Source organism: Desulfothermobacter acidiphilus, from assembly GCF_052073645.1.
Lineage (GTDB): Bacteria > Bacillota > Desulfotomaculia > Desulfotomaculales > Ammonificaceae > Desulfothermobacter > Desulfothermobacter acidiphilus.
In genome coordinates, this window is sequence record NZ_CM125440.1 from 1793360 (window position 1) to 1816781 (window position 23422).

The 23422-nt window shown below is 59.0% G+C and carries 24 protein-coding genes, 1 tRNA gene and 1 other annotated feature; of the genes, 7 read left to right on the top strand and 18 right to left on the bottom strand.

Annotated elements, in window-relative coordinates; translation table 11 throughout:
* Positions 1–74: 74 nt before the first annotated feature.
* The 9 genes from rplL to ACTLLP_RS09065 all read right to left on the bottom strand — a co-directional run bounded on the left by rplL (position 75) and on the right by ACTLLP_RS09065 (position 8332).
* On the bottom strand, positions 75–455 hold the full coding sequence (rplL, locus tag ACTLLP_RS09025; protein ID WP_441059107.1) for a 50S ribosomal protein L7/L12: 381 nt from the start codon (positions 453–455) through the stop codon (positions 75–77).
* A gap of 32 nt (positions 456–487) precedes the next feature.
* Positions 488–1003 (bottom strand): 50S ribosomal protein L10, encoded by a 516-nt coding sequence (rplJ, locus tag ACTLLP_RS09030; RefSeq protein ID WP_441059110.1) that lies wholly within the window; start codon positions 1001–1003, stop codon positions 488–490.
* 41 nt (positions 1004–1044) lie between these two features.
* Positions 1045–1198: a sequence feature (ribosomal protein L10 leader region), on the bottom strand.
* An 8-nt stretch (positions 1199–1206) separates the two neighbouring features.
* Entirely contained in the window at positions 1207–1908 is a 702-nt protein-coding gene (rplA, locus tag ACTLLP_RS09035) for a 50S ribosomal protein L1 (protein WP_441059113.1), read from the bottom strand.
* Between the two features lie 55 nt (positions 1909–1963).
* On the bottom strand, positions 1964–2392 hold the full coding sequence (rplK, locus tag ACTLLP_RS09040; RefSeq protein WP_441059116.1) for a 50S ribosomal protein L11: 429 nt from the start codon (positions 2390–2392) through the stop codon (positions 1964–1966).
* A 29-nt stretch (positions 2393–2421) separates the two neighbouring features.
* Positions 2422–2949: a transcription termination/antitermination protein NusG gene (nusG, locus tag ACTLLP_RS09045; protein WP_441059119.1), complete on the bottom strand. Its 528-nt coding sequence runs from the start codon at positions 2947–2949 to the stop codon at positions 2422–2424.
* 34 nt (positions 2950–2983) lie between these two features.
* The gene (gene secE, locus ACTLLP_RS09050; RefSeq protein WP_441059122.1) at positions 2984–3364 is read right to left on the bottom strand and encodes a preprotein translocase subunit SecE; all 381 of its coding nucleotides are present in this window, start codon (positions 3362–3364) and stop codon (positions 2984–2986) included.
* A gap of 28 nt (positions 3365–3392) precedes the next feature.
* A complete protein-coding gene (gene rpmG / locus ACTLLP_RS09055) occupies positions 3393–3542 on the bottom strand; it encodes a 50S ribosomal protein L33 (protein ID WP_441059125.1) in 150 nt (49 codons plus the stop codon).
* A 447-nt stretch (positions 3543–3989) separates the two neighbouring features.
* The gene (locus ACTLLP_RS09060; RefSeq protein WP_441059128.1) at positions 3990–5912 is read right to left on the bottom strand and encodes a methyl-accepting chemotaxis protein; all 1923 of its coding nucleotides are present in this window, start codon (positions 5910–5912) and stop codon (positions 3990–3992) included.
* Positions 5913–6076: 164 nt separating this feature from the next.
* Positions 6077–8332, bottom strand: coding sequence for a DEAD/DEAH box helicase (locus tag ACTLLP_RS09065; RefSeq protein ID WP_441059131.1), 2256 nt, complete (start codon positions 8330–8332; stop codon positions 6077–6079).
* 200 nt (positions 8333–8532) lie between these two features.
* Between ACTLLP_RS09065 and recG the strand changes: the two genes are divergently transcribed.
* Entirely contained in the window at positions 8533–10590 is a 2058-nt protein-coding gene (gene recG, locus ACTLLP_RS09070; RefSeq protein WP_441059134.1) for an ATP-dependent DNA helicase RecG, read from the top strand.
* 104 nt (positions 10591–10694) lie between these two features.
* The gene (locus tag ACTLLP_RS09075) at positions 10695–10925 is read left to right on the top strand and encodes an alpha/beta-type small acid-soluble spore protein (RefSeq protein WP_441059136.1); all 231 of its coding nucleotides are present in this window, start codon (positions 10695–10697) and stop codon (positions 10923–10925) included.
* 61 nt (positions 10926–10986) lie between these two features.
* Here the strand turns inward: ACTLLP_RS09075 and gpr are convergent, their stop codons facing one another.
* Positions 10987–11940, bottom strand: coding sequence for a GPR endopeptidase (gpr, locus tag ACTLLP_RS09080; RefSeq protein WP_441059138.1), 954 nt, complete (start codon positions 11938–11940; stop codon positions 10987–10989).
* A 205-nt stretch (positions 11941–12145) separates the two neighbouring features.
* Here gpr and rsmD point away from each other — a divergent pair, with 205 nt between their 5' ends.
* Genes rsmD through ACTLLP_RS09095 form a run of 3 tightly spaced genes read left to right on the top strand, consistent with a single transcriptional unit; the run spans position 12146 to position 13655 of the window.
* On the top strand, positions 12146–12715 hold the full coding sequence (gene rsmD / locus ACTLLP_RS09085) for a 16S rRNA (guanine(966)-N(2))-methyltransferase RsmD (protein ID WP_441059140.1): 570 nt from the start codon (positions 12146–12148) through the stop codon (positions 12713–12715).
* Complete coding sequence (gene coaD, locus ACTLLP_RS09090) at positions 12706–13194, top strand: pantetheine-phosphate adenylyltransferase (RefSeq protein ID WP_441059142.1); 489 nt, start codon at positions 12706–12708, stop codon at positions 13192–13194. Before rsmD ends, coaD begins: the two co-directional genes overlap by 10 nt.
* Positions 13195–13208: 14 nt before the next feature.
* Positions 13209–13655 carry an ATPase gene (locus tag ACTLLP_RS09095; protein WP_441059144.1) on the top strand — a complete coding sequence of 149 codons (447 nt, stop codon included), beginning with the start codon at positions 13209–13211 and terminating at the stop codon, positions 13653–13655.
* Position 13656: 1 nt separating this feature from the next.
* On the opposite strand, the gene ACTLLP_RS09100 is transcribed toward ACTLLP_RS09095, so the two are convergent.
* Positions 13657–14760, bottom strand: a complete 1104-nt coding sequence (locus ACTLLP_RS09100; RefSeq protein WP_441059146.1) for a nucleoside recognition domain-containing protein — start codon at positions 14758–14760, stop codon at positions 13657–13659.
* Between the two features lie 97 nt (positions 14761–14857).
* Between ACTLLP_RS09100 and ACTLLP_RS09105 the strand changes: the two genes are divergently transcribed.
* A tRNA-Val gene (locus ACTLLP_RS09105) sits at positions 14858–14932 on the top strand.
* A 217-nt stretch (positions 14933–15149) separates the two neighbouring features.
* Here ACTLLP_RS09105 and ACTLLP_RS09110 read toward each other — a convergent pair.
* Genes ACTLLP_RS09110 through ACTLLP_RS09120 form a run of 3 tightly spaced genes read right to left on the bottom strand, consistent with a single transcriptional unit; the run spans position 15150 to position 17796 of the window.
* Positions 15150–16319, bottom strand: a complete 1170-nt coding sequence (locus ACTLLP_RS09110) for a glycosyltransferase (protein WP_441059148.1) — start codon at positions 16317–16319, stop codon at positions 15150–15152.
* On the bottom strand, positions 16306–17439 hold the full coding sequence (locus tag ACTLLP_RS09115; RefSeq protein WP_441059150.1) for a glycosyltransferase: 1134 nt from the start codon (positions 17437–17439) through the stop codon (positions 16306–16308). The genes ACTLLP_RS09110 and ACTLLP_RS09115 overlap by 14 nt, the downstream gene beginning before the upstream one ends.
* Before the next feature lie 33 nt (positions 17440–17472).
* Complete coding sequence (locus ACTLLP_RS09120; protein ID WP_441059152.1) at positions 17473–17796, bottom strand: hypothetical protein; 324 nt, start codon at positions 17794–17796, stop codon at positions 17473–17475.
* Positions 17797–17903: 107 nt separating this feature from the next.
* Here ACTLLP_RS09120 and ACTLLP_RS09125 point away from each other — a divergent pair, with 107 nt between their 5' ends.
* Positions 17904–19391, top strand: coding sequence for an O-antigen ligase family protein (locus ACTLLP_RS09125; protein ID WP_441059154.1), 1488 nt, complete (start codon positions 17904–17906; stop codon positions 19389–19391).
* Here the strand turns inward: ACTLLP_RS09125 and csaB are convergent.
* The 4 genes from csaB to ACTLLP_RS09145 are packed head-to-tail and all read right to left on the bottom strand — an operon-like array spanning position 19335 to position 23421.
* Positions 19335–20432 (bottom strand): polysaccharide pyruvyl transferase CsaB, encoded by a 1098-nt coding sequence (csaB, locus tag ACTLLP_RS09130; protein ID WP_441059156.1) that lies wholly within the window; start codon positions 20430–20432, stop codon positions 19335–19337. The two genes, ACTLLP_RS09125 and csaB, sit on opposite strands and share 57 nt — an antisense overlap.
* On the bottom strand, positions 20425–21162 hold the full coding sequence (locus ACTLLP_RS09135; RefSeq protein ID WP_441059158.1) for a WecB/TagA/CpsF family glycosyltransferase: 738 nt from the start codon (positions 21160–21162) through the stop codon (positions 20425–20427). The genes csaB and ACTLLP_RS09135 overlap by 8 nt, the downstream gene beginning before the upstream one ends.
* Positions 21163–21183: 21 nt before the next feature.
* Positions 21184–22752 carry a DHA2 family efflux MFS transporter permease subunit gene (locus tag ACTLLP_RS09140; protein WP_441059160.1) on the bottom strand — a complete coding sequence of 523 codons (1569 nt, stop codon included), beginning with the start codon at positions 22750–22752 and terminating at the stop codon, positions 21184–21186.
* A 6-nt stretch (positions 22753–22758) separates the two neighbouring features.
* The gene (locus tag ACTLLP_RS09145) at positions 22759–23421 is read right to left on the bottom strand and encodes an HlyD family secretion protein (RefSeq protein WP_441059162.1); all 663 of its coding nucleotides are present in this window, start codon (positions 23419–23421) and stop codon (positions 22759–22761) included.
* Position 23422 lies beyond the last annotated feature (1 nt).

Consider the following 23422-nt stretch of genomic DNA (forward strand, 5'->3'; position numbering starts at 1 on the left):
GCCCCCTTCTCCCCCATTATAACAAAGCGGAGGGGTGTTCCCTCCGCTCCTGTTAAGCTGCCGTAAGCGAGGACTTACTTCACTTCTACGCTAGCGCCGGCCTCTTCGAGCTTTTTCTTGATGGTCTCCGCCTCTTCTTTACTCACCTTCTCCTTAACCGGCTTCGGAGCATTATCCACTAGATCCTTAGCCTCTTTTAGACCCAGGCCAGTGACCTCCCGCACCACCTTTATGACGTTGATCTTTTTGTCCCCGGCCGCAGTGAGGATCACATCGAATTCAGTCTTCTCTTCCTCCGCCGCTGCCGCTGGGGCCGCCGCTGCCGGGGCCGCTGCCACGGCCACCGGGGCCGCTGCCGTAACCCCGAACTCTTCTTCTAAGGCTTTTACCAGATCGGCCAATTCCACCACGGTGAGACCTTTGATGGCCTCAATAATTTCTGCCACTTTGGACATAGCTTACGCAACCTCCTTAAATCTAATTAGCTTTAGCTGGCGGTAGCGCGTTTTTCCCGCACCGCTTCCAGCACGTAGACCAACTGGCGGATAGGACCGCTCAGCACCCCCACCAAACCATATAAGGGGCCCTTCATACCCCCCACCACCTTGGCGATCAGCACCTCGTAGGGCGGCAGGTCGGATAAGGCCTTGACCTGCTCGGCAGTCAGGTGCTTACGGCCCAGCACTCCCCCCTTGATCTCCAGCAGTTTAAACTCCTTATTGAAATCGGTGAGCACCTTAGCCGTCGCCACCGGATCGCCGAAACAGAAAACCAGGGAAATCGGACCTTTGAGGAAAGGAACGAGCTCCTCAAGCCCCACTTCTTGGGCGGCGATGCGAGCCAGCGTGTGCTTGGCCACCTTTAACTGCCCCTGCTGAGCGCGCAGGCGGCGACGCAATTCGGTGATTTGGGCCACCGGAATGCCAGTGTGATCGGCCACAAACACCGCTTCGGCCTTCCGCAAGCGCTCCCGGAGCTCATCCACCATTTCTTGTTTCTGCATCCGTGTTATCCTCAATCGGACCTCACCTCCTTCCCGAGGAAAAACACAAACAAAGAGGCGGAATCCAACCGAGATCCCGCCTCTGCCAAGGCTAAATATACCTTTGTGCTCAACGGCCTCGGTTGGCGGCTACAAGCCTTTAAGTTCTTAACCGATAAGAACACCAACGGTCTCAGGCTCGCTATTTACTTGTAGGCTGGCAATTAGGCCGCCAACACCCGCAGAGGGTTCACCTTCACCCCCGGCCCCATGGTGGAAGACACGGTGATGCTACGCAGGTATTGCCCTTTGGCCGCCGCGGGCTTGGCCCGGAGCAAAGCTTCGATCAGCGCCTTTAAATTCTCCAGCAATTGCTCGGTGGTAAAACTCACCGTGCCGATGGGAACATGCACAATCCCTGCTTTATCGGTACGGTACTCCACCCTTCCGGCCTTCGCCTCGGCCACCGCCTGAGCCACATCGAAGGTCACGGTGCCCGTTTTGGGGTTGGGCATAAGCCCTCGGGGACCCAGGATGCGACCGATCCGGCCCACCGCCGCCATAATATCTGGCGTGGCTATGGCTACGTCGAAATCCATCCAGCCTTTTTGAATGCGCTCGATTAAATCCTCAGCTCCCACGTAATCGGCCCCGGCCGCTTCCGCCTCCTTGGCCTTCTCGCCTCGGGCAAAGACCAACACCCGCTTCGTCTTGCCCGTGCCGTGCGGCAGCACCAGGGCCCCTCGAACCTGCTGATCAGCGTGGCGGGGGTCCACTCCCAGCCGCACCGCCACCTCCACCGTCTCCTCAAACTTGGCCGTGGCCAGGCGCTTCACCAACTCTAGCGCCTCTTGGGGATCGTAAAGCTTATTGGGGTCTACTTGCTTCTTGGCTTCCAAATACCGCTTGCCATGTTTGGCCAACATTCTTCGCCTCCTTGTGGTATTAGCGGAGAAACTTCCCCTCCCACCGCTTGCCGCTTTAGTCTTCCACGATCTCTATGCCCATGCTCCGCGCCGTGCCTTCGATCAAACGCATGGCGGCCTCCACGGAGTTGGCGTTGAGATCGGGCATTTTCAATTCCGCTATCTGCCGCACCTGAGAACGCTTAACCTTGGCCACTTTGATCTTACCGGGCTCCTTAGAAGCCGTCTCTATGCCCGCCGCCTGCTTCAGCAACACCGAAGCAGGAGGAGTTTTGCAGATAAACGAGAAAGAGCGGTCTTCGTAGATGGTTATTTCCACGGGGATTATCGTTCCCGCCTGAGCCGCCGTCCGGTCGTTGAACTCCTTGACGAAAGCCATAATATTTACCCCGTGTTGGCCCAGGGCCGGACCCACCGGAGGAGCGGGCGAAGCCTTACCGGCCGGAATCTGGAGCTTGACAATTGCCTGTACCTTCTTGGCCAAAGGTTTTCCCTCCACCTACTAGCTTAAAATTAAATTTTTTCTACCTGGGCGTAATCGAGTTCGATAGGAGTTTCACGGCCAAACATAGAGATCATCACTCTTAGTTTGGCTTTCTCAGCATTGACTTCCTCCACTACCCCGGAAAAATTCTGAAAAGGACCAGAGATAACCCGCACCTTTTCTCCCGGCGCTACGTCCAAGCGGAAGCGCGGCGTTTCGCCTCGCGCCCGCTTTAAAATCTCCTCGACTTCCTCCTCAGTCAAAGGGATGGGCTTGTTGCCCCCTCCCACGAACCCGGTCACACCTGGGGTGTTACGCACCACGTACCAGGATTCATCGGTCAAAATCATTTCCACTAAGATGTAGCCTGGGAAAATGCGCCGCTTGGTGATCTTTTTCTTGCCATCTTTAATTTCAATTTCGTCTTCTTCCGGGATTACGATGTTGAATATCTTGTCTTCCATGTTCATGGAAGCTATTCGCTTTTCCAGATTGGCTTTGACCTTGTTCTCGTACCCCGAATAGGTATGTATAACGTACCAGCGCCTCTCGCTCACCGCCAGGGGTAAGGCCCCCCACACCTCCTCCAAGCTACACCTTAAGGATAAAACGCAGGATTTGACTAAACACCGAGTCGGCTAGCCATATTATCAATGTGACCATAGCCACCGCCACTAGCACCACGCCAGTATAGACAAGCACTTGCTTGCGCGTGGGCCAGTACACCTTTTTAAGTTCTTGCCAAACGCTGAGAAGAAACTCCCGGGTCTTAGTTATGCTACCCTGCAAATCGAACTTCTTCTTAGGTGCGGCTTTGGTTTTAACCGCAGCTTTACCCTTCTCCGGCACGACGCGGGGAGTTCCTTTGCGATCGTTCTCTTTGCCCGCTTTGGCTCTAGGACGTCGGAGTGGCACCAACTTATCGCTACCGGGAAGCGAGTTTTTAGTTTCATTTTTTCCAGGTTTGGCCATATTTATTATCTCCCGCCCTAAATCCAGACTACTTGGTCTCACGATGCAGGGTATGAACGCGACACCACGGGCAATACTTCCTGAGCTCCAGGCGGCCAGGATCGTTACGCTTGTTCTTGGTGGTGGTGTAGTTGCGCCGCTTGCACTCGGTGCACTCCAGCGTGATAATTACCCGCATAAGCCTTCTGTCACCCGCCCTTTAAAGCAAAATAAGAGGGGAAAACACTCTTTCACCTTTTTGCCCCTCTCAGGGTGCCGTCAGCGACCCTCCCCCACCCTTTAGGGTGGGCTTCCCGGCAGCTATTCGTAATTTAGCATACGTATATCCCGCTGTCAACCTCAAATTGGCTCTAGTGCGCGTCAAGGGTTAGTAGGTGAAAGTCGTGGCCATCGGTGATCAATTCGCTGATTTTTCCCCCCGCAAAAAGAAGGATCTACTCCACCAAAGGTTGAACCGAAGTAAATTGAAAGTTTTCGCTTCTATAATAATGAGACCTCGCTCCCCCTTGCTCTTCCTTTCCAGCTCAAAAAGTTGTCTGCGAGGGGCGAGGTCTCCTCCTTATGAGCCTCCTCCGTTACCTGCTGAATTTTACGCTCTCCCGGCCCCCGCTAAGAAAGGGACCAGCTACACCTTGAAGCGAGCCACTTGGCCCTCCACCCTCTTGGCCACCTCCAGCACCTGCTGGGCACCGGCGGCTATTTCTTCGGTGGAGGCAGACAGTTCTTCGGCCGAAGCCGATATTTCCTCCGCCGAGGCGGAAATCGCCTCGGCTTCCCGGTAGGTGGCTTCGATCATGGGAGCCATGCCTCCCACCGCACCAAGGATCTCGTCAAAGGAACTAATGGTGTGCTCCACGTTCTCCAGTTGGCTGGCCATCTGTCGGCCCACATCTTCGGAAGTGGTCACCACCGCGCCCGTCTCCTCGTTGATATGGCGCAAAAGTTCCCTTATCTTGTCCGAGGAAGCCCTGGACTGCTCGGCCAGCTTACGCACCTCCTCCGCCACCACCGCGAAGCCCCGTCCCGCCTCTCCGGCCCGCGCCGCTTCGATGGCGGCGTTCAAGGCGAGCAAATTGGTCTGGTCCGCTATCTCGTTGATAACTTCCAGGATGTTACCCGCCTGGCCGACGGAGTTTTTCAGAGATTCTAGCTTCTTGGCTACCGTACCGAAGGCTTCCCGCACCTTTCTTATGGAGGCGATGAGTTCGTCGAGCTCCTGCTTCCCCGCCTGAGCCAGGCGCGCCGTTCCCTCACTACTGGCCTTGGCCTGAGCGAGCCCGGTATTGATCTGCTCCAAACTGGAAGCCGCCTGCTGGGTGGCCTTGGCCACCTCGCCGGAAGAGGAAGCAATTTCCTCCGAAGTGGCGCTCAGAGCTTCCGAGCTCGCGGTTAGGGTTTGAACATCGCTTCGGAGCTGGGAAAGAAGGGGACGCATTTTGGCCTGCAGGGTTTTTAAAGCTTGGGCCATCTTGCCTATCTCGTCTTGGGCCTGCAGGTACTTTTCGGGAACTTCAGCTGTGAAATCCCCCTCGGCCAGCAGTCCCAAATGCTTAGCGGTCGCGGCAATGCCCGCGGTTATGTTGCGCGCGAAGAACCACACCAGGGCCAGGACCAATCCTATGACCAGGGCGCTTAGCAAGATCACGGCGCGGGTGAGTCCGGCCGTCTTCTCCAGCACCTCCCCGGTGGGCACGTTGATCCCTATGGACCAGCCGGCGGTCTTAATGGGGGCGAAGCCCAGATACTTCTTTTCCCCCTGGTAGGTATAAAGCCCCACGCCTTCCTCTCCTCGCGCCATGCGCGATTGCACCGCCGCCAGGGAAGCCAAGCTGGAGTCGGTCTTGGCCTTTTCGATGAAGTTGGCCTGCTCCAGCACCAGCTTGCGGTCCTTATGGGCTACAATTTTGCCCGCACCGTCGAGCATGAACCCGTAGCCGGTGCGGCCGTAATTGATGGAGGAAACAAAGGCGTTAAACTTCTCCGCGTCCAGAGCCGCCAGCAGCACCCCGGCGATCTCGCCCGTCTGGTAAGAGCGGATAGGCGCGGCGATGGGCAAGACCGCCGTCTGATCCACCTTGCTGATCACGGTGGTGCTGACGTTGGTCTGCCCGGCCAGGGCCTTCTTGAAGTATTCCCGATCTCCTAGATAGACGCGGCTCCCGTCCTGGTAAACGGCGTTTCCTTCCTTGTCAATGACGGCCAGCCGTTTGAAGCCTAGTTCCTTCGAGCGCTCCAGCTCTTCCCGCAGAAGCGCCAGCTTCTCCTCCAGCGTGGAGGCGCGGTCGCCCGAGTGCCCGCGGATGATGTTGCGGTTGGCGATGTCCTCGACGAGGCGCATCTGCGCCTGGAGTTGCGTGTCCACGGTTTGAGCCGCCTGCTTGGCTGTCTTGTGCAGAGCTTCTAGAGCCTGCGCTTCCAAAGCCTTGCTGGCCTGCTTCCAGCTGGCGTAGGCCAGCGCCAGGCAACCCAGGAAGACAATGAGTCCAAAAAGAACAGTCATTTTGGTGCGCAAACTTCCTCTCAGCACTCCAAGCTTCAACCCTTTCATCCCTTACCTCCGCTCCGCCCAAAGGCGGAGCTCTTTAAACCCCCTCTCGGCTGCAAAGTTTTGCTTTTAGGCAAATATCGAGTCAACCAGGAAGAAATTGAGTCTTCCCAGCACAATCTTTCGACTTTCGGCATTGGGGTCGGAGACGCCGGGTTTTTAAGAACTTAATTGAAAAAGAAGCGCCAAAGCTGCAGACAGCGCAAGGCCATCCCTTTGTCCAGAGGCCGGTTGCCGCTACCGCACTTGGGAGACATCACGCAGGAGGGACAGCCATCTTCGCACCGGCAGGAGGAGACCAACTCCAGGGCCACTTCCAGCAGCTGGGGGAAAGAAGCGAATAGACGCTCGCAAATGCCTGATCCACCTGGGAAAGCGTCGTAGAGGAAAATACCCGGTCTGCCCGTTTGGGGATGGTAAAGCGTGCTCAAACCACCGAGATCCCAGCGATCGGCCATGGTGAGGCAAGGGGCCGCCGCGATCAAGAGATGTTCCACAGCGTGCAGCGCCCCCGCAGGATCGCCCGGACCGGCTTCCGCCAGCAAACCCGGGGATAGAGAAAGCCACAACCCCGAAGTGGCGAAGCGCACCGTCGGTGCGTGGGGCAGAGGATAGCAGATCCCCTCTCCCCGGTCGTTCACGCGTCTCTCCACGTACTCCAGCACTTTCTCCATCACCGCCACCTCCCCGTGGGCAAGGAGCAGCCGTTCCCGGAGAAGTTCCCCAGCCACCTGCCCCAGAGAAACATCCACCAAGCGCCGGGCTTCGGTATAGCAGTTCAGTGGGGCCGGACCCAAGAAGATGCAGCGCCGATCCAGATCTTGACGCAGCACCCGATAAGCCCGTCCCTGATGCAAGTAAATGGCTCCAGGGTAGAGCTCCAGGCAGGCGCGGCGGTACTCCACTTCTTCCAGCACTTCCCCTTCGTGGAGCAGCCGCACCCCTCCTTCGGCAAAGGCGTCCAGGGATATTTGTAGCGCCGGCGGGGCGGTCTCCGCGCTCACGTACCCGCGCCGAGTCCGGTGTAAAAAGCCTTTCTGCTCTAATTCTTCCAGGCAGCGAGCGGTGGCGGATCCGAACCAGGAAGCGTCGGCCGGCGCCAAGGGAAGCTCATCGGCCGCGCAACGCAAATGCTGAAGCAGCACGTGAGGGTTATCCCGGGGGATCACCGCCTGCTCCAGAGGGGCAGAGAACAGGCGCTGAGGATGACGGGCGAAATACTGGTTTAAAGGCTCCTCGGTGGCCAGCAGCATCACCACCGAATCGCGGGTGCCGCGCCCTGCCCGGCCGGCCTGCTGGCGGAAAGAGGCCACTGTGCCAGGATAACCCACCATCAGCACCGCGTCCAATCCGCCCAGATCCACGCCGAGCTCCATGGCGTTGGTGGTTACCACTCCGCGGAGCTCGCCCCGCTTCAAGCGAGACTCGATCGCCCGCCGCACCGCGGCAGGGTAGCCGGCCCGGTAAGGGCTAACCCCTTTCGCCTCTCCCCCGGCCCAGAGGGCAATGAGTTCCGCCAGCTTGCGCGAACCGGTAAAGCACAGCACCTGCCACCCTTCTTCCACGCAGGCGGTTAGCAAGCGCGCCGCCTGGACGAAGGGAGAGTGGGTAGAACAGAGAGCGGTATTAAGGACCAAGTAACGCTTGCGGCCACGCGCCGCCCCGTCCCCCTCCACTACCAGGAAATCCTTACCAATAAGCCTTGCCGCGTGCAGGGCCGGATCGGCCATGGTAGCGGAAGCCAGGATAAACTGGGGATCGGCTCCGTAGCGTTGGAGCAGCCGGCGCAGGCGGCGGAAGAAATAGGCCACGTGGGCACCGAAAATCCCCCGGTACCAGTGAGCTTCGTCCACCACCACGAAACGAAGATGGGACCAAAAGCGCGCCCATTGGTGGTGGAAGCGCAAATAACAGTGCATAGCGTGAGGGTTGCTGAGGATCAAGCGGGAAGAATATCTTATTCCCCGGCGCTGGTGCCCCGGCGTGTCGCCATCGTAAACGGCGGGATGCAGTCCACCCTCCAACTCCTTATCCAACCGCTTAAGGAAGGCCAGTTGATCGTAAGCCAGCGCCTTCAGCGGGTAGAGAAAGAGAGCAGTGGCCTCTTTTTCCTGAAGCAGCCTTTCCAGCACTGGCAAGCTAAAGGCCAGCGTCTTGCCAGAAGAGGTGGGCGTGACCAGCACCACGTTCTCCCCTCGGCGCGCACAGCGCAAAACTTCCGCCTGGTGGCGGTAAAGCCGCCAGCCCTGCCGGGACAACCAGCGATCCAACTCTGGCGGTAGCGGTGGAGTTATGGTGTCCCAAACCGGTTCCTGAGCCGGCTCCTCCCACTCCGCCACCAACTGCCTGCCCTCTCCCGGCACGCAGCGCAGCAACTCCTGGAGATCGCGGCTAAACTTCGCCTTGATCTTTACCGTCGCCATTCCTGCGTTTCACCTCTCCCAGCCGCACCAGCACGCAAGCCAAAACCACCGCGCTCCAAAAGAGGCAGAAAAGCCCTATCGCCCAACTGTATCCCAACAACTCACCCATAGGGGATAACTTAGCCGGAAACTGGCTTTTTCCTGCCTCCGAGTTGCACCGGCGGGTCCGGTAGGCTAAATTTTAGGAGAGGGGGAACGCTATGGCTAGTATCTGGGAAAGCCCGGTGCAGTATTTGAAAGGAGTAGGCCCCCAGCGTGCCCGCTGGCTGGCCCGACTGGGGATCAAGACGGTAGGTGATCTCTTGTACCACTTGCCCCGGCGCTATGAAAATCGCTCTTGCGACCGGCCCCTATTCACCTTAGCTGAAGGCGACACCGCCACCCTCAAAGGGGTAGTCCTCCTGGCCGAAGAGATCACCGCCCGCACCGGGTTGAAATTAGTGCGAGCCACGCTGGAGCATCCCGAAGGAACTTTCTGCGCGGTCTGGTTTAATCAGACTTATCTAACCCGGATGCTAAAGCCAGGCACTCAGATCACGGTCACCGGCAAAGTGAAACGGGTACTGGGGACGGTAGAAATCCAGGTGGCTGACTTCAGCTTAGGGGAAGAGCCAACCCCGGCCGGCGGGGAGCGTTGGATTCCCATTTACCCGCTCACAGAAAAGCTCTCGCAGCGCTCCCTCCGCACCGTGATCCTCCGCGCTCTAGAAGAAAACGCCAACCAACTCCCCGAGCTCCTACCCCTCTCCCTCCTGGAGCGAGGCTTCCCCCCCCGTTCCCGAGCTCTTCGGGAAGTCCATTTCCCCTCGGATCCGGAGCAAGCGGCGCAAGCCCGCGAGCGGCTAGCTCTGGAAGAGCTCTTCCTCCTTCAACTGGCCCTGGCTCAGCGCCGACGCCGCGTCATCCGGCAGCGAAAACCCCGGCCCTGTCGACCCGACGGGGAGTTGGTGCGAAAGTTCATGGAAAACTTGCCTTTTGAGCTCACGCCGGCCCAGCAAAGAGTCTGGAGAGAAATCACCCAGGACATGGAATCTCCCTTCCCTATGCACCGGCTATTGCAGGGCGATGTGGGAGCTGGTAAAACTGTGGTGGCCGCCCTGGCTTTGGTCAAGGCGGTGGAAAACGGCAAGCAGGCCGCGCTTATGGCTCCCACCGAGGTTCTGGCCGAACAGCACTACTTAAACCTTTATCCTTTGCTAGAAAAAATAGGAATCAAAGTGGGTTTACTTACCGGCAACCGCAAAAAAGAAGCGCGGCAGCAATTACTGATGGATCTGGCCCAGGGAGAGCTAGATGTGATTATTGGCACGCACGCTTTAATTCAGGAAAAAGTCCGTTTTCACTGCCTAGGACTGGTGGTGGTGGACGAGCAACATCGTTTCGGCGTGCGCCAGCGCACCACCCTGCGGAGCAAAGGCCAGTCTCCCGATGTCCTGGTCATGACCGCCACTCCCATTCCTCGCACCCTGGCCCTGACCTTATACGGCGATCTAGATCTCAGCGTTATCGACACCCTGCCTCCGGGCAGACAAGCGGTGCAAACCATCTGGGTCAAGCCCGGAACCCTCCCCCGACTCTACCACTTCATCCGGCAGGAAGCGGAAAAGGGGAACCAGGCCTTTTTCATCTGCCCCCTAATTGAAGAATCAGAGCAACTCGCGGCTCAGGCCGCCAGCAAACTGGCGGAAGAACTGCGGCAATATTTCCCTTCCGCCGCTATCGGGTTGCTGCACGGGCGGCTGAAGCTGGAAGAAAAAGAGCGGGTAATGGCCGCTTTTCGCCAGGGAACCATCCGGTTCCTGGTGAGCACCACCGTAGTCGAAGTGGGAGTGGATGTGCCCAACGCCACTGTAATGGTGATTTACGACGCCGACCGCTTTGGGTTGGCCCAACTCCACCAGCTGCGCGGACGGGTGGGACGGAGCTCCAAACCCTCCTACTGCATTTTGGTGGCCGACAAGGTCAACCCGGAGGCCCGCGCTCGTCTCCAGGCCTTCATCAACCTTCGCGACGGCTTCGCTCTGGCGGAAGAGGATCTGCGGCTCCGGGGTCCGGGAGAGTTCTTCGGCTTGCGTCAGTCGGGGCTACCCGAACTTAAAGTGGCCGACCTGCTACGCGACCACCGGCTTCTCCTGGTGGCCCGGGAAGCTGCTCAGCAATTTTTAGAAAATGATCCCAATTTGTCCTCTAACCTAGGAAAAGAGTTGCGCCAGGAGCTCGCCCAGCGCTTCGCGGCTTTTAAGGATCTGGTCGGCTAAGCCTTATCCACAAACCGGTTGGCGCCGCTTAAAAATTTACCGCGTATGACTCCTCCAACGCCTACGAACAATAAGACCAGAAAGCACGGAGGGGGTGAAAAGAAATGGCTCAAGGCCAGCGTACCAACCGGGTGCTGGTGCCCGAGGCGCGGGCGGCTCTGGATCAGATGAAGTGGGAAATCGCCCGTGAAGTGGGCATCAACCTACCGCCCGGAAGCTACCTCGGTGACGTCCCGTCCCGGATGAACGGGGCCATCGGGGGGCACATGGTCCGCCGGATGATTCTGGAATACCAGCGCAACCTGGCGGCCAATGTCCTGGGCACCACCCGCTAACGTACCCTTTACCCGCGGGTGGAGAAGGTTGAACTCGGCAGCAGCCTCTCCGCCCGCGGTTTTAATATAGATACATCCCCGTGTCCTCTGGGTTCATCCCCGGATGCAGAGCCACCGCCAAACCGCCGGCCAGGATGCGGGCCGTATTTTGCACCAGAGTGTCTATCTCCTTGGGAGTGACCATCAATCGTCCTCCAAAAGGAGCCAGGAGTTGATCCAGCACTCGTTGTACCACTTCCGGATGCAGACAGCGGTACACCTCCTGCAAGCGGGGATGGCGTTTGAGTTCTTCCCACAGTTTTTCCATAGCGTCTTGCGCGATGAAAGCAGCGTGCACCACCGTGGGGACCCCAACGGCTATTACGGGTACCCCCATAATCTCCCTAGTAATGCCAGTACGGTCGCTGCCGATTCCGGAGCCCGGATTGATCCCGGTATCGGCCAATTGGATGCTGGTAGCTATGCGCGACACGCTGCGAGCCGCCAGAGCGTCCACGGTGATAACCACGTCCGGCCGGATTTTCTCCACCACCCCGCGGATGATCTCGGCCGTTTCGATGCCTGTGATTCCCAGCACTCCCGGGGCCAGAGCGCTAACCTCACGCAGTCCCCCTTGGAGCTCCTGGGGGACATAGTGAAAGAGGTGACGGGTGACCAGCGTGTAGTCAACCGTGCGGGGGCCCAGCGCGTCTGGAGTGGCATGCCAGTTCCCCAGACCCACTACGAGGGCGCTAGCCGTCTCCGGCAGATCCTGAAGCAGAAGGCGAAGTTTTTCCCCCACCAGCTTGATGAGCTCCTGATGCACCTGCCGGTTATTGTCTAGCAGGGCAGGCGACTCCACCGTGATATAGGTTCCCCGGGGCTTTTCCATGGCGCGTTCTCCTTCCTCTGTTTCCACCCGCACCACGGTAACCAGCGCGTAAGGAAGCTCTTCCCGGGTAACCTTCACCCCCGGAATCTCTTTACCCGTTCGCGCTCGAGCCAGGTCGTGGGCTTCGATAGCCAGATCTAGCACTTTATTACCTCCCCGGCGTTCCTTTACCTATTTTTTCGCCTTATATAGTTTTCTATTCCCTCTGACAAAAAAACCTGGATTCTGCCTTCTTCGCTCATCCAGCGCAGGACTTAATTCCTATAGCTAGCCAGGATTTACGTCTCCTATTCTTTCCGACTATAATTTAAGAAAAAAAGAAGCCGAATATTTAAACGAGGCGGTACCCATGCGAATAACTGGCGGATCCGCTAAGCGCTGTCGCCTGGCCAGCCCCAAAGGGAAAAAGACCAGACCCACCTCGGAGAGGGTCAAGGGAGCTCTTTTTAATATTTTAGCCCCCTACCTCTCCGGAGCGCATTTCCTAGACCTTTTCGCCGGAACCGGAGGTATCGGTATAGAAGCCCTGAGCCGGGGAGCCGAGCGAGCCGTTCTGGTGGAAAAAGACCCCCAAGCGCTCCGCTTGCTCCGGGAAAATCTGCAGCGCAGCGGCCTGAGCGAGCGCGCTGAGGTGCGCGGGGGCGATGTTCTCCGGCTCTTGCCCCGGATAGCTCGAGGCGAGCAGCGCTTCGACATAATTTTCCTTGACCCTCCTTACGCTCGGGGCTACGAGGCGAAGGTGCTACGCTTACTGGTCCAGGAAGGGCTGGTGCAGAGGAATGGTTGGGTCATCGTGGAGAGCTCCGCCCGCGAGCTCCCTCCCGACCGGGTGGAACAGCTGGTGCTGCGGCGGCGAGAACGCTACGGTGACACCGCCTTATCTTTCTACACTCTGGAGGAGGACTCGACTTGCGCATAGCCATTTACCCGGGTAGTTTCGACCCTATAACCTACGGGCACCTGGACATAATCCAGCGCTCCACCCAGCTTTTCGATAAAGTAATTGTGGCGATTGCCGAAAATCCACAAAAGCAAGCTCTCTTCACGCTGGCGGAACGCCTGGAGATGCTGCGAGAAGTGTTGCGTGATGTACCACGGGTAGAAATAGACGCGTATCAAAGCCTGACGGTAGAGTACGCCCGGCGCAAGGGGGCTTGCGCCGTTATCAGAGGACTCAGAGTTATTTCCGACTTCGAAAACGAATTCGTCATGGCTTTGACCAACAAAAAGCTGGCGCCAGAAATAGAAACCCTTTTCCTTATGACCGAAGCGCGCTACTCCTTCATCAGCTCAAGTGCGGTCAAAGAGGTGGCCTATTACGGGGGCTGCCTCAAGGACATGGTTCCTCCGCCGGTGGAAGCCCGTCTGCGCGCCAAGTTTCGAGAAATTAAAGGGTAGGGGAGGACTTTAACTTGGAATTTCTAGACCTGCTTAACGAACTGGAAGAACTGCTGGAGCACGCCAATCGCATCCCGCTAACCCGAAAAATCATCGTAGATGAGGATAAAGTGCTCGACTTGCTGGATCGCTTACGCAGTATCTTGCCCGAAGAGCTACGCAAGGCTAAGTGGCTGGTGGAGGAGCGGGAGAAAATGCTGGCCGAAGCTCGCCAGGAAGCCCAGCGGATCGTGGCCGCCGCCCAGGAAGAGGTGGCACGCCGAGCTGAGGAAAGCGAGATTGTGCGCCAGGCCAAGGAGCGGGCAGAAACCGTGGTCAACAAAGCGGAGGAGATCTCCCGCGAAATCAAGGTGCGGGCCCGCGAGTACGCCGATGATGTGCTGGCCCACCTGGAGGAACAGCTCAACCGAGTGCTGGGCGAAATCCAGGAAGGTCGGTCGCAACTGCGCAACTTAAAGTAGTTCAACGCCGTATTCGCGTGCAAAGCCAGGAAAGCAGCGCCGCCAAAGCCAGCAACGCGCAACTGACCAGGCAGAGAGCCACGGCCAGCAGCCACACAGTGGCTCCGCCCGGAAGCGGGAACTCCTGGTTGGAGGTAACCTGGCACCAAGAAGGGGCCCAAAAGGGCCAGACCAACCAAGTAAGCAAGGAAGCGTAGAGCAGCTGGAGTAGCCTTCCGGCCAGAAAGGGTATAAGAGGAACTCCTGCCCGGCTTAGAAAGCTCCACACCTGGACGATGACACTCAGCCCCTCCCAGGAGAGCCAGAGCTCGGTGAGCCAGACTTTTAAAAACAGGGGGAGGTCGGTTTCAGCTACTCCTTGGATGCCCAGCGACACCTCCAATAGTCCCGCCCCCACTCCCAGCGCCAGGGGGGAATTGGTCCAGCGGCTCAACTCCAAGCGAGCTAACTCCCAAAGAACCCCAAAGAACGCGATGAATCCAGCTATGCTCAAAAGGTTCTGCACCGCCAGGCGCACCGCTTCCCCTAGTAACTGCCCGGTGGAGACCGAAAGTTGAGCCGAAGGCAAATAGGACCTGGAGTCGCCAGCAGGGCGAGGAGTGAAAGCGCACAGGGTCAGGCCCACCAGTAGGTTGCTCCCGTAGTGGATCAATGCCAGAAAAGGACCCAACTGAGGTAGATGGTAGATGCCTACAGATACCGCCACCAGGATAAAAATGGGGCTAGAATTGTTAGTGAAGGCGGCCAGGCGCGCGGCTTCAGAAGCCGTTAGCATACCTTGGTCCTTGAGCCGCGCCGCCGTCAGCGCTCCCATAGGATAACCGGAGGTGAATCCCACTGCTAGCGCAAAGGCCGCTGGCCCGGGCAGGCGAAAGAGCCGGGAAGTTAAGGGCTGGAGCAGAGACCCCAGAAAATGGACCACGCCCAGAGCTAGGAGGAGCTCGGTAGTGATGAAGAAAGGAAGAAGAGAAGGAAAGACCACCTCCCACCAGAGAGCCAAGCCCCTGACAGCCCCCTGGTACACCGCGGTCGGATGGATGATCATGAGCACAAAGGCCAGCGCGAGCAGGTACCCTGCCAGCAACTTGGCGGTGGCTGGACGCACAACTCCACCACTTTCTTTAACTCCTGCTCTTTTACATATGACCAAGCTTCGGCCAACTTGACAGAAAGGCCAGAGTGTGTGATAATTAACCTTGTCGGGGCGGATAGTTCAGTGGGAGAACGTCTGCTTGACGCGCAGAAGGTCGAAGGTTCAATTCCTTCTCCGCCCACCAGAAAAACCAAGGCTTCCGGTTGAGTTCCGGAAGCCTTTAACGCTTTTTTGGTGCCCAACAACCCGATCCAGGGATCGAAGAAAGCGGCGAGGAACTCTTGAAGGATTATCTTCTCGTGACCTCAGGGTCTCCTGAGGGCGAACTCCCCAAGCCTTTCTACCGCCTTCACCGAGCAGCACGGCCTTGCCCGCGGCTTCAGCCATCCTAGCCAGAGGATCTACTCGCGCTCCTCAAGGAGCGCTTTAATTTTTCCCTCCATAAAGGCCACACGGGCCTCCCAGGAGTGAATGGCCGCTCGCTGTCGCCGCTCCTGCATCCGTTCCTGGCTTTCCTCCGCCAGTATCCGCTCCACGGCAACCACCGCCTCCTCCGGCGTGCGGGCCACAGCCACCAGATCGCTGAGCTCTCCCAAGTCGATCCAGGGGGTCGCCACCACCGGCCGACCAGCAGCCAGGTACTCGTAAAGCTTCAGGGGATTGACCTTGCTGCTGAGCTCCCCCGCCCGGAAAGGAGCGAGGCAAACATCGCAGCCCTTCAAATAGGCCGGAAGCGAGTGGTGTTCCCTGGAACCGAAAAAGTGCACATTGCCAAGCTGATCCAGACCCTCTAACTCCACTCCGGGAGGCACAGGGCCAATTAACACCAACTGCCATTCCGGCCGCAGGCGAGCTATCCCGGCCATGAAACCGGTGTCGATCCACTCCTGCACCACCCCTATAAAGACGAGACGCGGACGGGGTAAGGAAGCCAGCTCCGGTGGCACCGGCAAAGCAGGATCTAAAGCTCGGGAGAAAAGCTCAGTGTCAGCGGCGTTGGGCACCAGGAAAATGCGGCGACAGAAAGGGCGCCGCCGTTCCAGCAAGCCGGTAGAGGTGGCAAAAACCAGATCGGCCCGGCGCAACAGCCGGAGCTCCTGCTTCCAAACCACCTCGGGGCGAAGCAAGCCCTTGAAAGCGCCGTGCTCGTCCACGCAATCGTAAACCACCAGCCGGTGCGGCAACCAGCGTAAGAGTTCAGCCGTGCCCGGAAGATAGGTGAAAATAATGGGCTTACGGAGGCGGCGACAGCGCATCTCCCGGCGCAACCAGATAGCCAGCCAGCTCTGGTTAATCCAGGACACCGGGTCCCAATAGCTCCCCAGGGGTAAGACCAGCGGGGGTTGATAAACCGACAAAGAAGCGGTTAGCTCTTCGCTCCGACCCCAGGGACGCCATTTAAACCAAAAAGATGGGTCCTTAAAAGGGGAAAGGAGGGTAGCGGGGGGATTAACGTACAGCACCCGATTACGCCGGGCGAGGAGCACCATAATTTGCTGGATGCGGGTACGTAAGTGCTGCCAGTCCACCGGCGCCAGGCATAAAATCTCCTCTCCTTCAAGGCTGGGCACTTTTCTTCCTCCTCTCCCCCAGGGCGCGGCGATACACGGCCAAGGTATCGGCGGCCATCCTCCCGGCCGAAAAACGCCCGCGCACCATCTCCCGCCCCCGTGCCGCCATAGCGCGGGCCTCTTCCCGGTTACCCAACATCCAGATCATGGCCTGAGCCAGGGCAATCGGATCAGCTGGAGGCACTAATAACCCCGTTTCACCGTCCTGCACGATTTCTGGCAGCCCCCCCACCTGGGTAGCCACCACCGGTACCCCCAGCGCCAGAGCCTCCAGCACCACCAACCCGAAACCTTCCATCAGAGAGGCCAGCACCAGCAGATCCAGTTCCGGGTAGCAGGAGGTAACCTCGGGCAAAAAGCCAGTGAACACCACTCGATCTTCCAGCTGCAGGCGATGAGCCAGGCGCAGGAGCTCTTCTTGCTCGGGCCCCGCCCCTATCACGGCGAAGCGGGCCTCCGGAAACCTCCGCCGCACCTCGACCGCGGCCTCCAGGAAATAGCGCTGCCCCTTCACCGGGTGCAACCGGCCCACCGTAGCAACCAGAGGAGCATCGGGAGGGATATTCCATTGGGAGCGGAAGTTGCAGCCGGGAGAACCCGCGAGGGAAGAGAACTCGATGCCATTATAAACCACCGAGATTTTATCGGGAGCCACCCCCCCGCGCCGGAGGTCCTCGGCTAAAAAGCGCGACACAGCGATAAAGCGATCGGTGCGGGATTGGGTGCACCGCTCGATCAAGAGGTTAATCTCCCGATCCCACCAGCTGGGATAATCTTGTAGCAAGCGACTGTGCACGGTAGTGACCACCGGACCTGGCCAGGACCAAGCAGCCAGCCGTCCCAGGAAATTGGCCCGCACCCCATGCGTGTGCAGGAGGTCGTAATCCCCAGTCTCCAGGATCTGGCGTAGGCGCCGGGCCACCCGCAGATCGAACTTGCTGGCCATGGGTAGCACTTTAACTTCCATGCCGGCTTCCCGCGCCAGCTCGGCAAAGGGGGCGGGGAAAAGGCACACCACTTCCATTTTAATCTCGCGGGCGTCGAAAGCTCGGAAGAGGGTGAGAATATGCTTCTCCGCCCCGCCGAACTCCCCTCCTCCAATCACGTGCAAGACTTTCATACTCTTCCCCCGCTCCGCTCCTCTCGGTTTGGACTAAAAGCGTCGCCGCGGTCGAGCCAGCACCCGTACCAAATCCCAGGCCAGGCAAGCCGAACTGGGCCACCAGCTAAGCGCAGCGGTAGTTTTACGCAGCCACCCTCCTACCAACTGCCCCAGGAAAAAAGCTCCCACCAAAAAGGGGAAGGTGATCCACTCCCACCCCAGGCCCGAGCCAAATCGCAGCAGGATCACCAGCGGAACCGGAAGATGCACGGCCGCAAACCACTGCCAGGAAAACTTTTTAACCGTCGCTCGCCAGTAACCGAAAGGAAGATTAAGCAACCCGACTAGCAACGCCACTTTACCCAAAACATCCATAAGGTCCACCTCGCCCTAAGAAATCCAGCTTCAATTGCCTCTTTGCCCGGTTCCGACTACAATTTAGGTATACCATAACCTAAAGCCCAAAGCGCTAAAGGAGGAGGATGATCTTGGCCTCCCTCATGCTCTCCTGGTGGCAGGGAAGCCGACTATCCCGGTTGCAAAATTTTCTCGGCCGCGCCTGGCAGAATAGTTTCTTGGCTCACTTCCTTAACGCCCGTCCCTTTTGGATCGGAAGCACCTTCGCTTTTCCTGCCCGCTTGGGGCAACTTCTTCCACCTTCCTGGCGCGCGCGCTGGGAAGAAGGAGCTCCTTTGTTTCCCTGGCTCAGCGGCAGCCGCCTGCTGCAGTGGAGCGAACCCAGGGCCTATTGCCTCCTGATCGTGCTTTCCGCCTACCCCATTATTGACTATTACATCCGCTACGGCCAGCCAGTAGGAAGTATTGCTGGCGGCTGGAAAGAGGTCGCGCTCCTGCTGGGGTTGGCCCTGGTAGCCGCCAAGTTGACGCTGCGGGGCAAAGACGCTTACCGCCCCAACCCCATAGGCTTTCCCCTGCTGGTCTTTTTCACCCTTTACATCTTCCTCTTCCTGGTGCGCTCGCCCAACCTGGGCATCGCCTTCGACGGCGTACGCATCTACCTGGAGTACGCTCTCTGGTTTTGGGTGGGCTTTTACCTCCTGGAGAACCAGCGCCAGGTAAAACTCTTTTCGCTGAGCCTCCTGCTGTGCACCACCGCGTTGGCTTGCCACGGCATTTGGCAATACTTCAATCACGTTCCCATCCCCCCAGAGTGGATCGATCAAGCCGAAAGGAGCGACATACTTACCCGAGCCTTTTCGCTGGTTAAAAGCCCCAACATATTGGGCTCTCTCCTTAGCCTGGTTCTCCCCTTGGGAGTAGCCGGCCTGCTCACCGCTAAGCACCGTTACGTTCACCTGGGTTACCTGGCCGCCACCGCCGCTCTGGCCCTGGCCCTGATCTTCACTTTTTCCCGAGGCGCATGGTTCAGCGCCGTGCTGGGCCTCTCTATCCTGGGTTTTCTCGCCTATCCACCGCTCATCTGGGCCCTCATAGCAGCCGCTATCGCCACTCCCCTGGCCATACCCAGCGTGGCCGACCGGCTTCTCTACCTTTTCTCCTACAGCTACTACATCTCTAGCCAGCGAGGGGGGCGGATCATACGCTGGCAGGCGGCCCTGGAGAAGGTAAGCCACCATCCCCTGGTGGGCGAAGGCTGGGGCCGCTTCGGAGGAGCGGTGGCCGCCCGCGCCATTCCCGGCAGCTTCTACGTGGACAACTTCTACCTCAAGACCGCCGCCGAGGGTGGCCTTATCGGACTGGGCACCCTGGTCTGGCTCATCATCGTGTCCTGGCGCGCCGCCTACCAGGTTACCATGCGGCTGCAAGGAGAGTTTCGGATTTGGGCCGCAGCTTACCTGGGAGGTTTGAGCGCTGTGCTCCTGCATAACTGCGTCGAGAATGTTTTTGAAACCCCCCTCATGAGCACCTTCTTCTGGCTCCTCCTGGGAGTGTTACTCTCCTTCCCCTTTGTGGTCGGCGAAGAGGCGCCGCACCAGCCGCGCGTCTAAAGCCGCTCGCTGCGAGAGTTCGTTCACCCGCTGGCGGAGCCAGCGGCGCACTTCGGCCTCCTCCGCCAGCAATCCCTTAACGGCTCGCAGGATATCGGCGGAAGCCAACGAGGAAAGGGGCAGCGAGGGCAGACCCACTTGCTGCATGAAGCGATCCACCTTGGGATCGTAGCTCAGCCCCACCCCTGGCACGCCGGCCATAGCGGCGAAGATTAAAAAATGCAAACGCATGCCAACCGTGCAAGCGAAGTGGGACAGCGCTCCCACTGCTTCCGGCAAAGAGAGACCGGCGGGTAGGAGAGCTGCTCCCGCGACTCGCTCGCGCAGGGAAGCCAGCACCTCGACGTCGTCGGGGTGAAAAGGAACCAGCGCCACCTGCCAGTCTTCCTGGCTCAGCTGCTCGGCTAGTTCCACCACCGCTTCCCGCACCTCCTCTACCCCGGGCCAGGGGCGTAAAGAGACCCCCAGAATCCTCCTTTGCGGGTCCAAACCCGCCCGGCGCAACAAGCTTGCCCCTTGTTCCCGATCCCCTTCCTCAAGCAAAGCCAGCACCGGATCGGCCGAGATATACACCGGGCGACGCACTCCCAAGCGCGCCAGCTCCGATGCCGAGATCTCGTCCCGCAGGGTCACAAGGTCGGCCCAGCGCAATGCCTGCCGCACCAACCAGCGGCTGAAAAGCCGGTTCAGCGGTCCGATGCCCTGGCCGTACAGACACACCTTCTTGCCCAGCAATTTGGCACCGAAAACCAGCAGCGAGTAGTACAACACGTTCCCCCGGCTGGTGATGTCCTGGAAAAGGCTGCCGCCACCGCTGAGCAAGAGATCGGTGCGGGCCAACTCTCGCCAGACCGAAAGGAGATGCCGCCGGGGAACGGCCCTCACACCGAAACTGCGCGCCGTTTCTTCCGGCCTAGCCGAAAGCACCACCAATTCTACCCCGGGGAGTTCCTGGCGGAGGCGAGTGACGATGGCCAGCAGCATGGCCTCGTCGCCGCAATTCCCAAAACCATAATAGCCAGATATCAACACCTTAGGCACCGTCTCGCTCCTCCGCTCTCTCTCTTACCGAGCGCCAAACCAGCCAGGCGAAGCGCGGCAAAGTAAGTATCCGCCCTAGCCGACGGGGCTGCAGCAGCAGGCGCCAGAGCCACTCCAGCCCCGCCCTTTGGAGCCAAACAGGAGCTCGCCTGACGCGCCCACTCAGCACATCAAAGCTTCCACCCACCCCCATGAGCACCGGCACCTCCAGTTCCCAGCGGTACCGGTCGATCCACCGCTCCTGCCGCGGTGAACCCAGGCCCACAAACAACAGCTGGGGGTGAAGCCGGCGCACCTGCTCCACAATCCCCGCCTCCTCCCCCGGGCCGAAGTAGCCGTGCCAGGTCGCCACCACGTCCAGAGAAGGGAAGCGCCGGCGCAGCCGCCGAGCCGCCTCCTCCGCCACCCCAGGCTTTCCTCCCAGAAAGGCCACCCGCCAGCCCTCCACCGCGGCCCGCTGGCAGAGAGCCAGCAACAGATCCACTCCCGTCACCCTTCCCGGCAAAGCCTGTCCCAGCTGGCGCGCCGCCCATAGAATGCCCACCCCGTCCGCCGTAACTAGGTTGGCCCTCCACGCTATTTCCAGGAGATCTTTTTCCCGCTGCGCCCGGTAGAGGTACTCTGGATTGAGGGTGAGCACCTGGTGCCTCCCGCCCTGGGATAGCCAGGCCGCTACTCGCGCCACTGCCTCCTCCAGCGTGACCGCATCCACCGGAGCTCCTAGAATCACTACCCTTTGCCCCATAGTTACCTAAGGGTTCGACGAAGGTTGCAGCGAACCCTTTTCCCGCTCCAAGCGTTCTTCTTGGCGGCGCAACTCTTCCTTCACCCGCCGGGGAGTGAGCCAAGGTATGAAGGGAAAGGCCAGCAACACCAGCCAAAAAGCCACCCAGAAAGCGTCGCCCATAGCCATCACCATCGCCTGCTTCTGGATCACCCCCATAAGCAAAGCCGGAGTGGCACCCGGGGCCAAGCCGCCCAGCACATCTTGGAAGCGAATATAATAGGAATAACTCAGCGGGTTGAGCAGGCTCACCTGCTCGGCCAGCCGCTCGACGTGGAAAGCCATGCGGTTGGTCAAAACGTAGCTCACCAGGGCGATGCCGAAAGAAGCCGCCACCTGACGGGTTACCGAAGCAATGGCGGTGGCCTGCCCCGTGCGCGCCGTGGGAATGGTATTGATACCCGCCGTCATAAGAGGCATCATGGCCAGCGCCAGACCGGCGTTACGCACGCAGAGCAAAATCTGCAGATAGTGGGTGGGGATATCCGCCGTCAGGTGGACAAGCGCATGAGTAACTAGAGCCACCACCACCATGCCCACCAGGCCGGGCCACACCGCTCCCACGGTGTCGAAAACCTTACCGGCAATGGGCATAAAAAGAGCCGTCACCAGCGCCGCCGGCATCATGATCAAGCCCGTCTGCATAGCCGAGTAACCCTGGACATTCTGGCAAAAAAGCGGGATTAAGAAGATAGCCACGAACAAAGCTATGGAGGTAAGGTTGCTGGCCGCCATGCTAGCCACGAAAGTAGGGTTCAGGATCAAGCGCACGTCCAGGACGGGATTGGGCACGCTCAACTCCCACAGGATGAATAAAGCGGTAGCGAAGAGCCCTCCTACCACCAAGTAAACGATGCCGGGAGAAGTCCAACCCCAATCCTGCCCCTTGCTCAGGGCCAGAAGCAGAGCGAAAGCAGCACCGGCCACCAGCAAAAGCCCCAGCCAGTCCAGCTTCAAATCCTCCTGCAAAGGAGTTTCCTCCAGGGCCAGCCACCCCCACATCACAGTAAAAACCCCGATGGGCAGGTTGATGTAAAAGATCCAGTGCCAGGACACATGGTCTACCAGATACCCGCCCAAAGTGGGGCCGATGGCCGGTGCCACCGTCATCGTCATGCCCCACAAGCCGGTAGCCAGCCCTATCTTTTCTCGGGGCCAGATGCGAAAAAGATAGGCCATGCTTAGGGGAATCACCATGCCGCCTCCCAGGGCCTGAATGGCTCTGGCGGTGACCATGGAGGTGGTGCTCCAGGAAAGTCCACATAGAGCCGATCCCAGCACAAAGGCCACGATACTCCCTAGATAAGCCTTCTTATAGCCGAAGCGATCCCCCAGGAAGCCGGCCGCCGGAATCACCATGCCGCCCACCAGCAAGTAAATGGTCATGACCCATTGAATTTCGTCTTCGGTAGCGCTGAAAAGAGCCATGAGGTGCGGTAAAGCCACGTTAACAATGCTGGAGTCCAGCACCCCCATAAAAGTGCCCAGCACCAGCACGCTTAAAGCACTCCAGGGCAAAGCCTGTTCCTTCGTCATTTGCACCTACTCCCGGGCGAAAATCTTAATCTCAGCGCTTTCTCCTAAACGCAGATCCACTCCTTTGGCGTCTAGCAGATAGATCTTTACCGGCACGCGCTGGGCCACCTTGATAAAACTCCCGCTGGTGCTGCGGGTGGGCAGAAGGGAAAAAGTAGAAGCCACTGCGGTGTTAATTTCGGCCACCCTACCCTCGAAGGTTCGGTTGGGAAAAGCATCGATGTGCACCATTACCCGTTGCCCTTGATGCACCCGCCAGATCTGGCTCTCATCCACGTTGGCCGTGATGTAAAACTGGCGCGGATCTCCCACCAAGACCACCGGCTGCCCCGCGCCCACCACTTCGCCGGGACGGGCGCTGATCTTCAAAACCACCCCTTTCACAGGGGAACGCACGATGGCCAGATCGGGGTTAGCGCCAGGGGGAAGATAACGGTCATCCAGACGCAGCACCTCCTGCCCCGGCTCCACCTGATCCCCTTCCTTAACCGGGATGGAAGCTATCTTGCCGCTTAGGGAGGGACCCAAGCGCCACAAAGGACCGTCCACGTAAGCGTCCTCGGTACTAACGTAATGCGCGCTTTGGTACCAATAGTAAAAGCCTATCCCTCCTATGGTGAGCACAAAAAAGACCAGCACGGCTATAAAGGCCGCTTTGGGCTTGGCCATC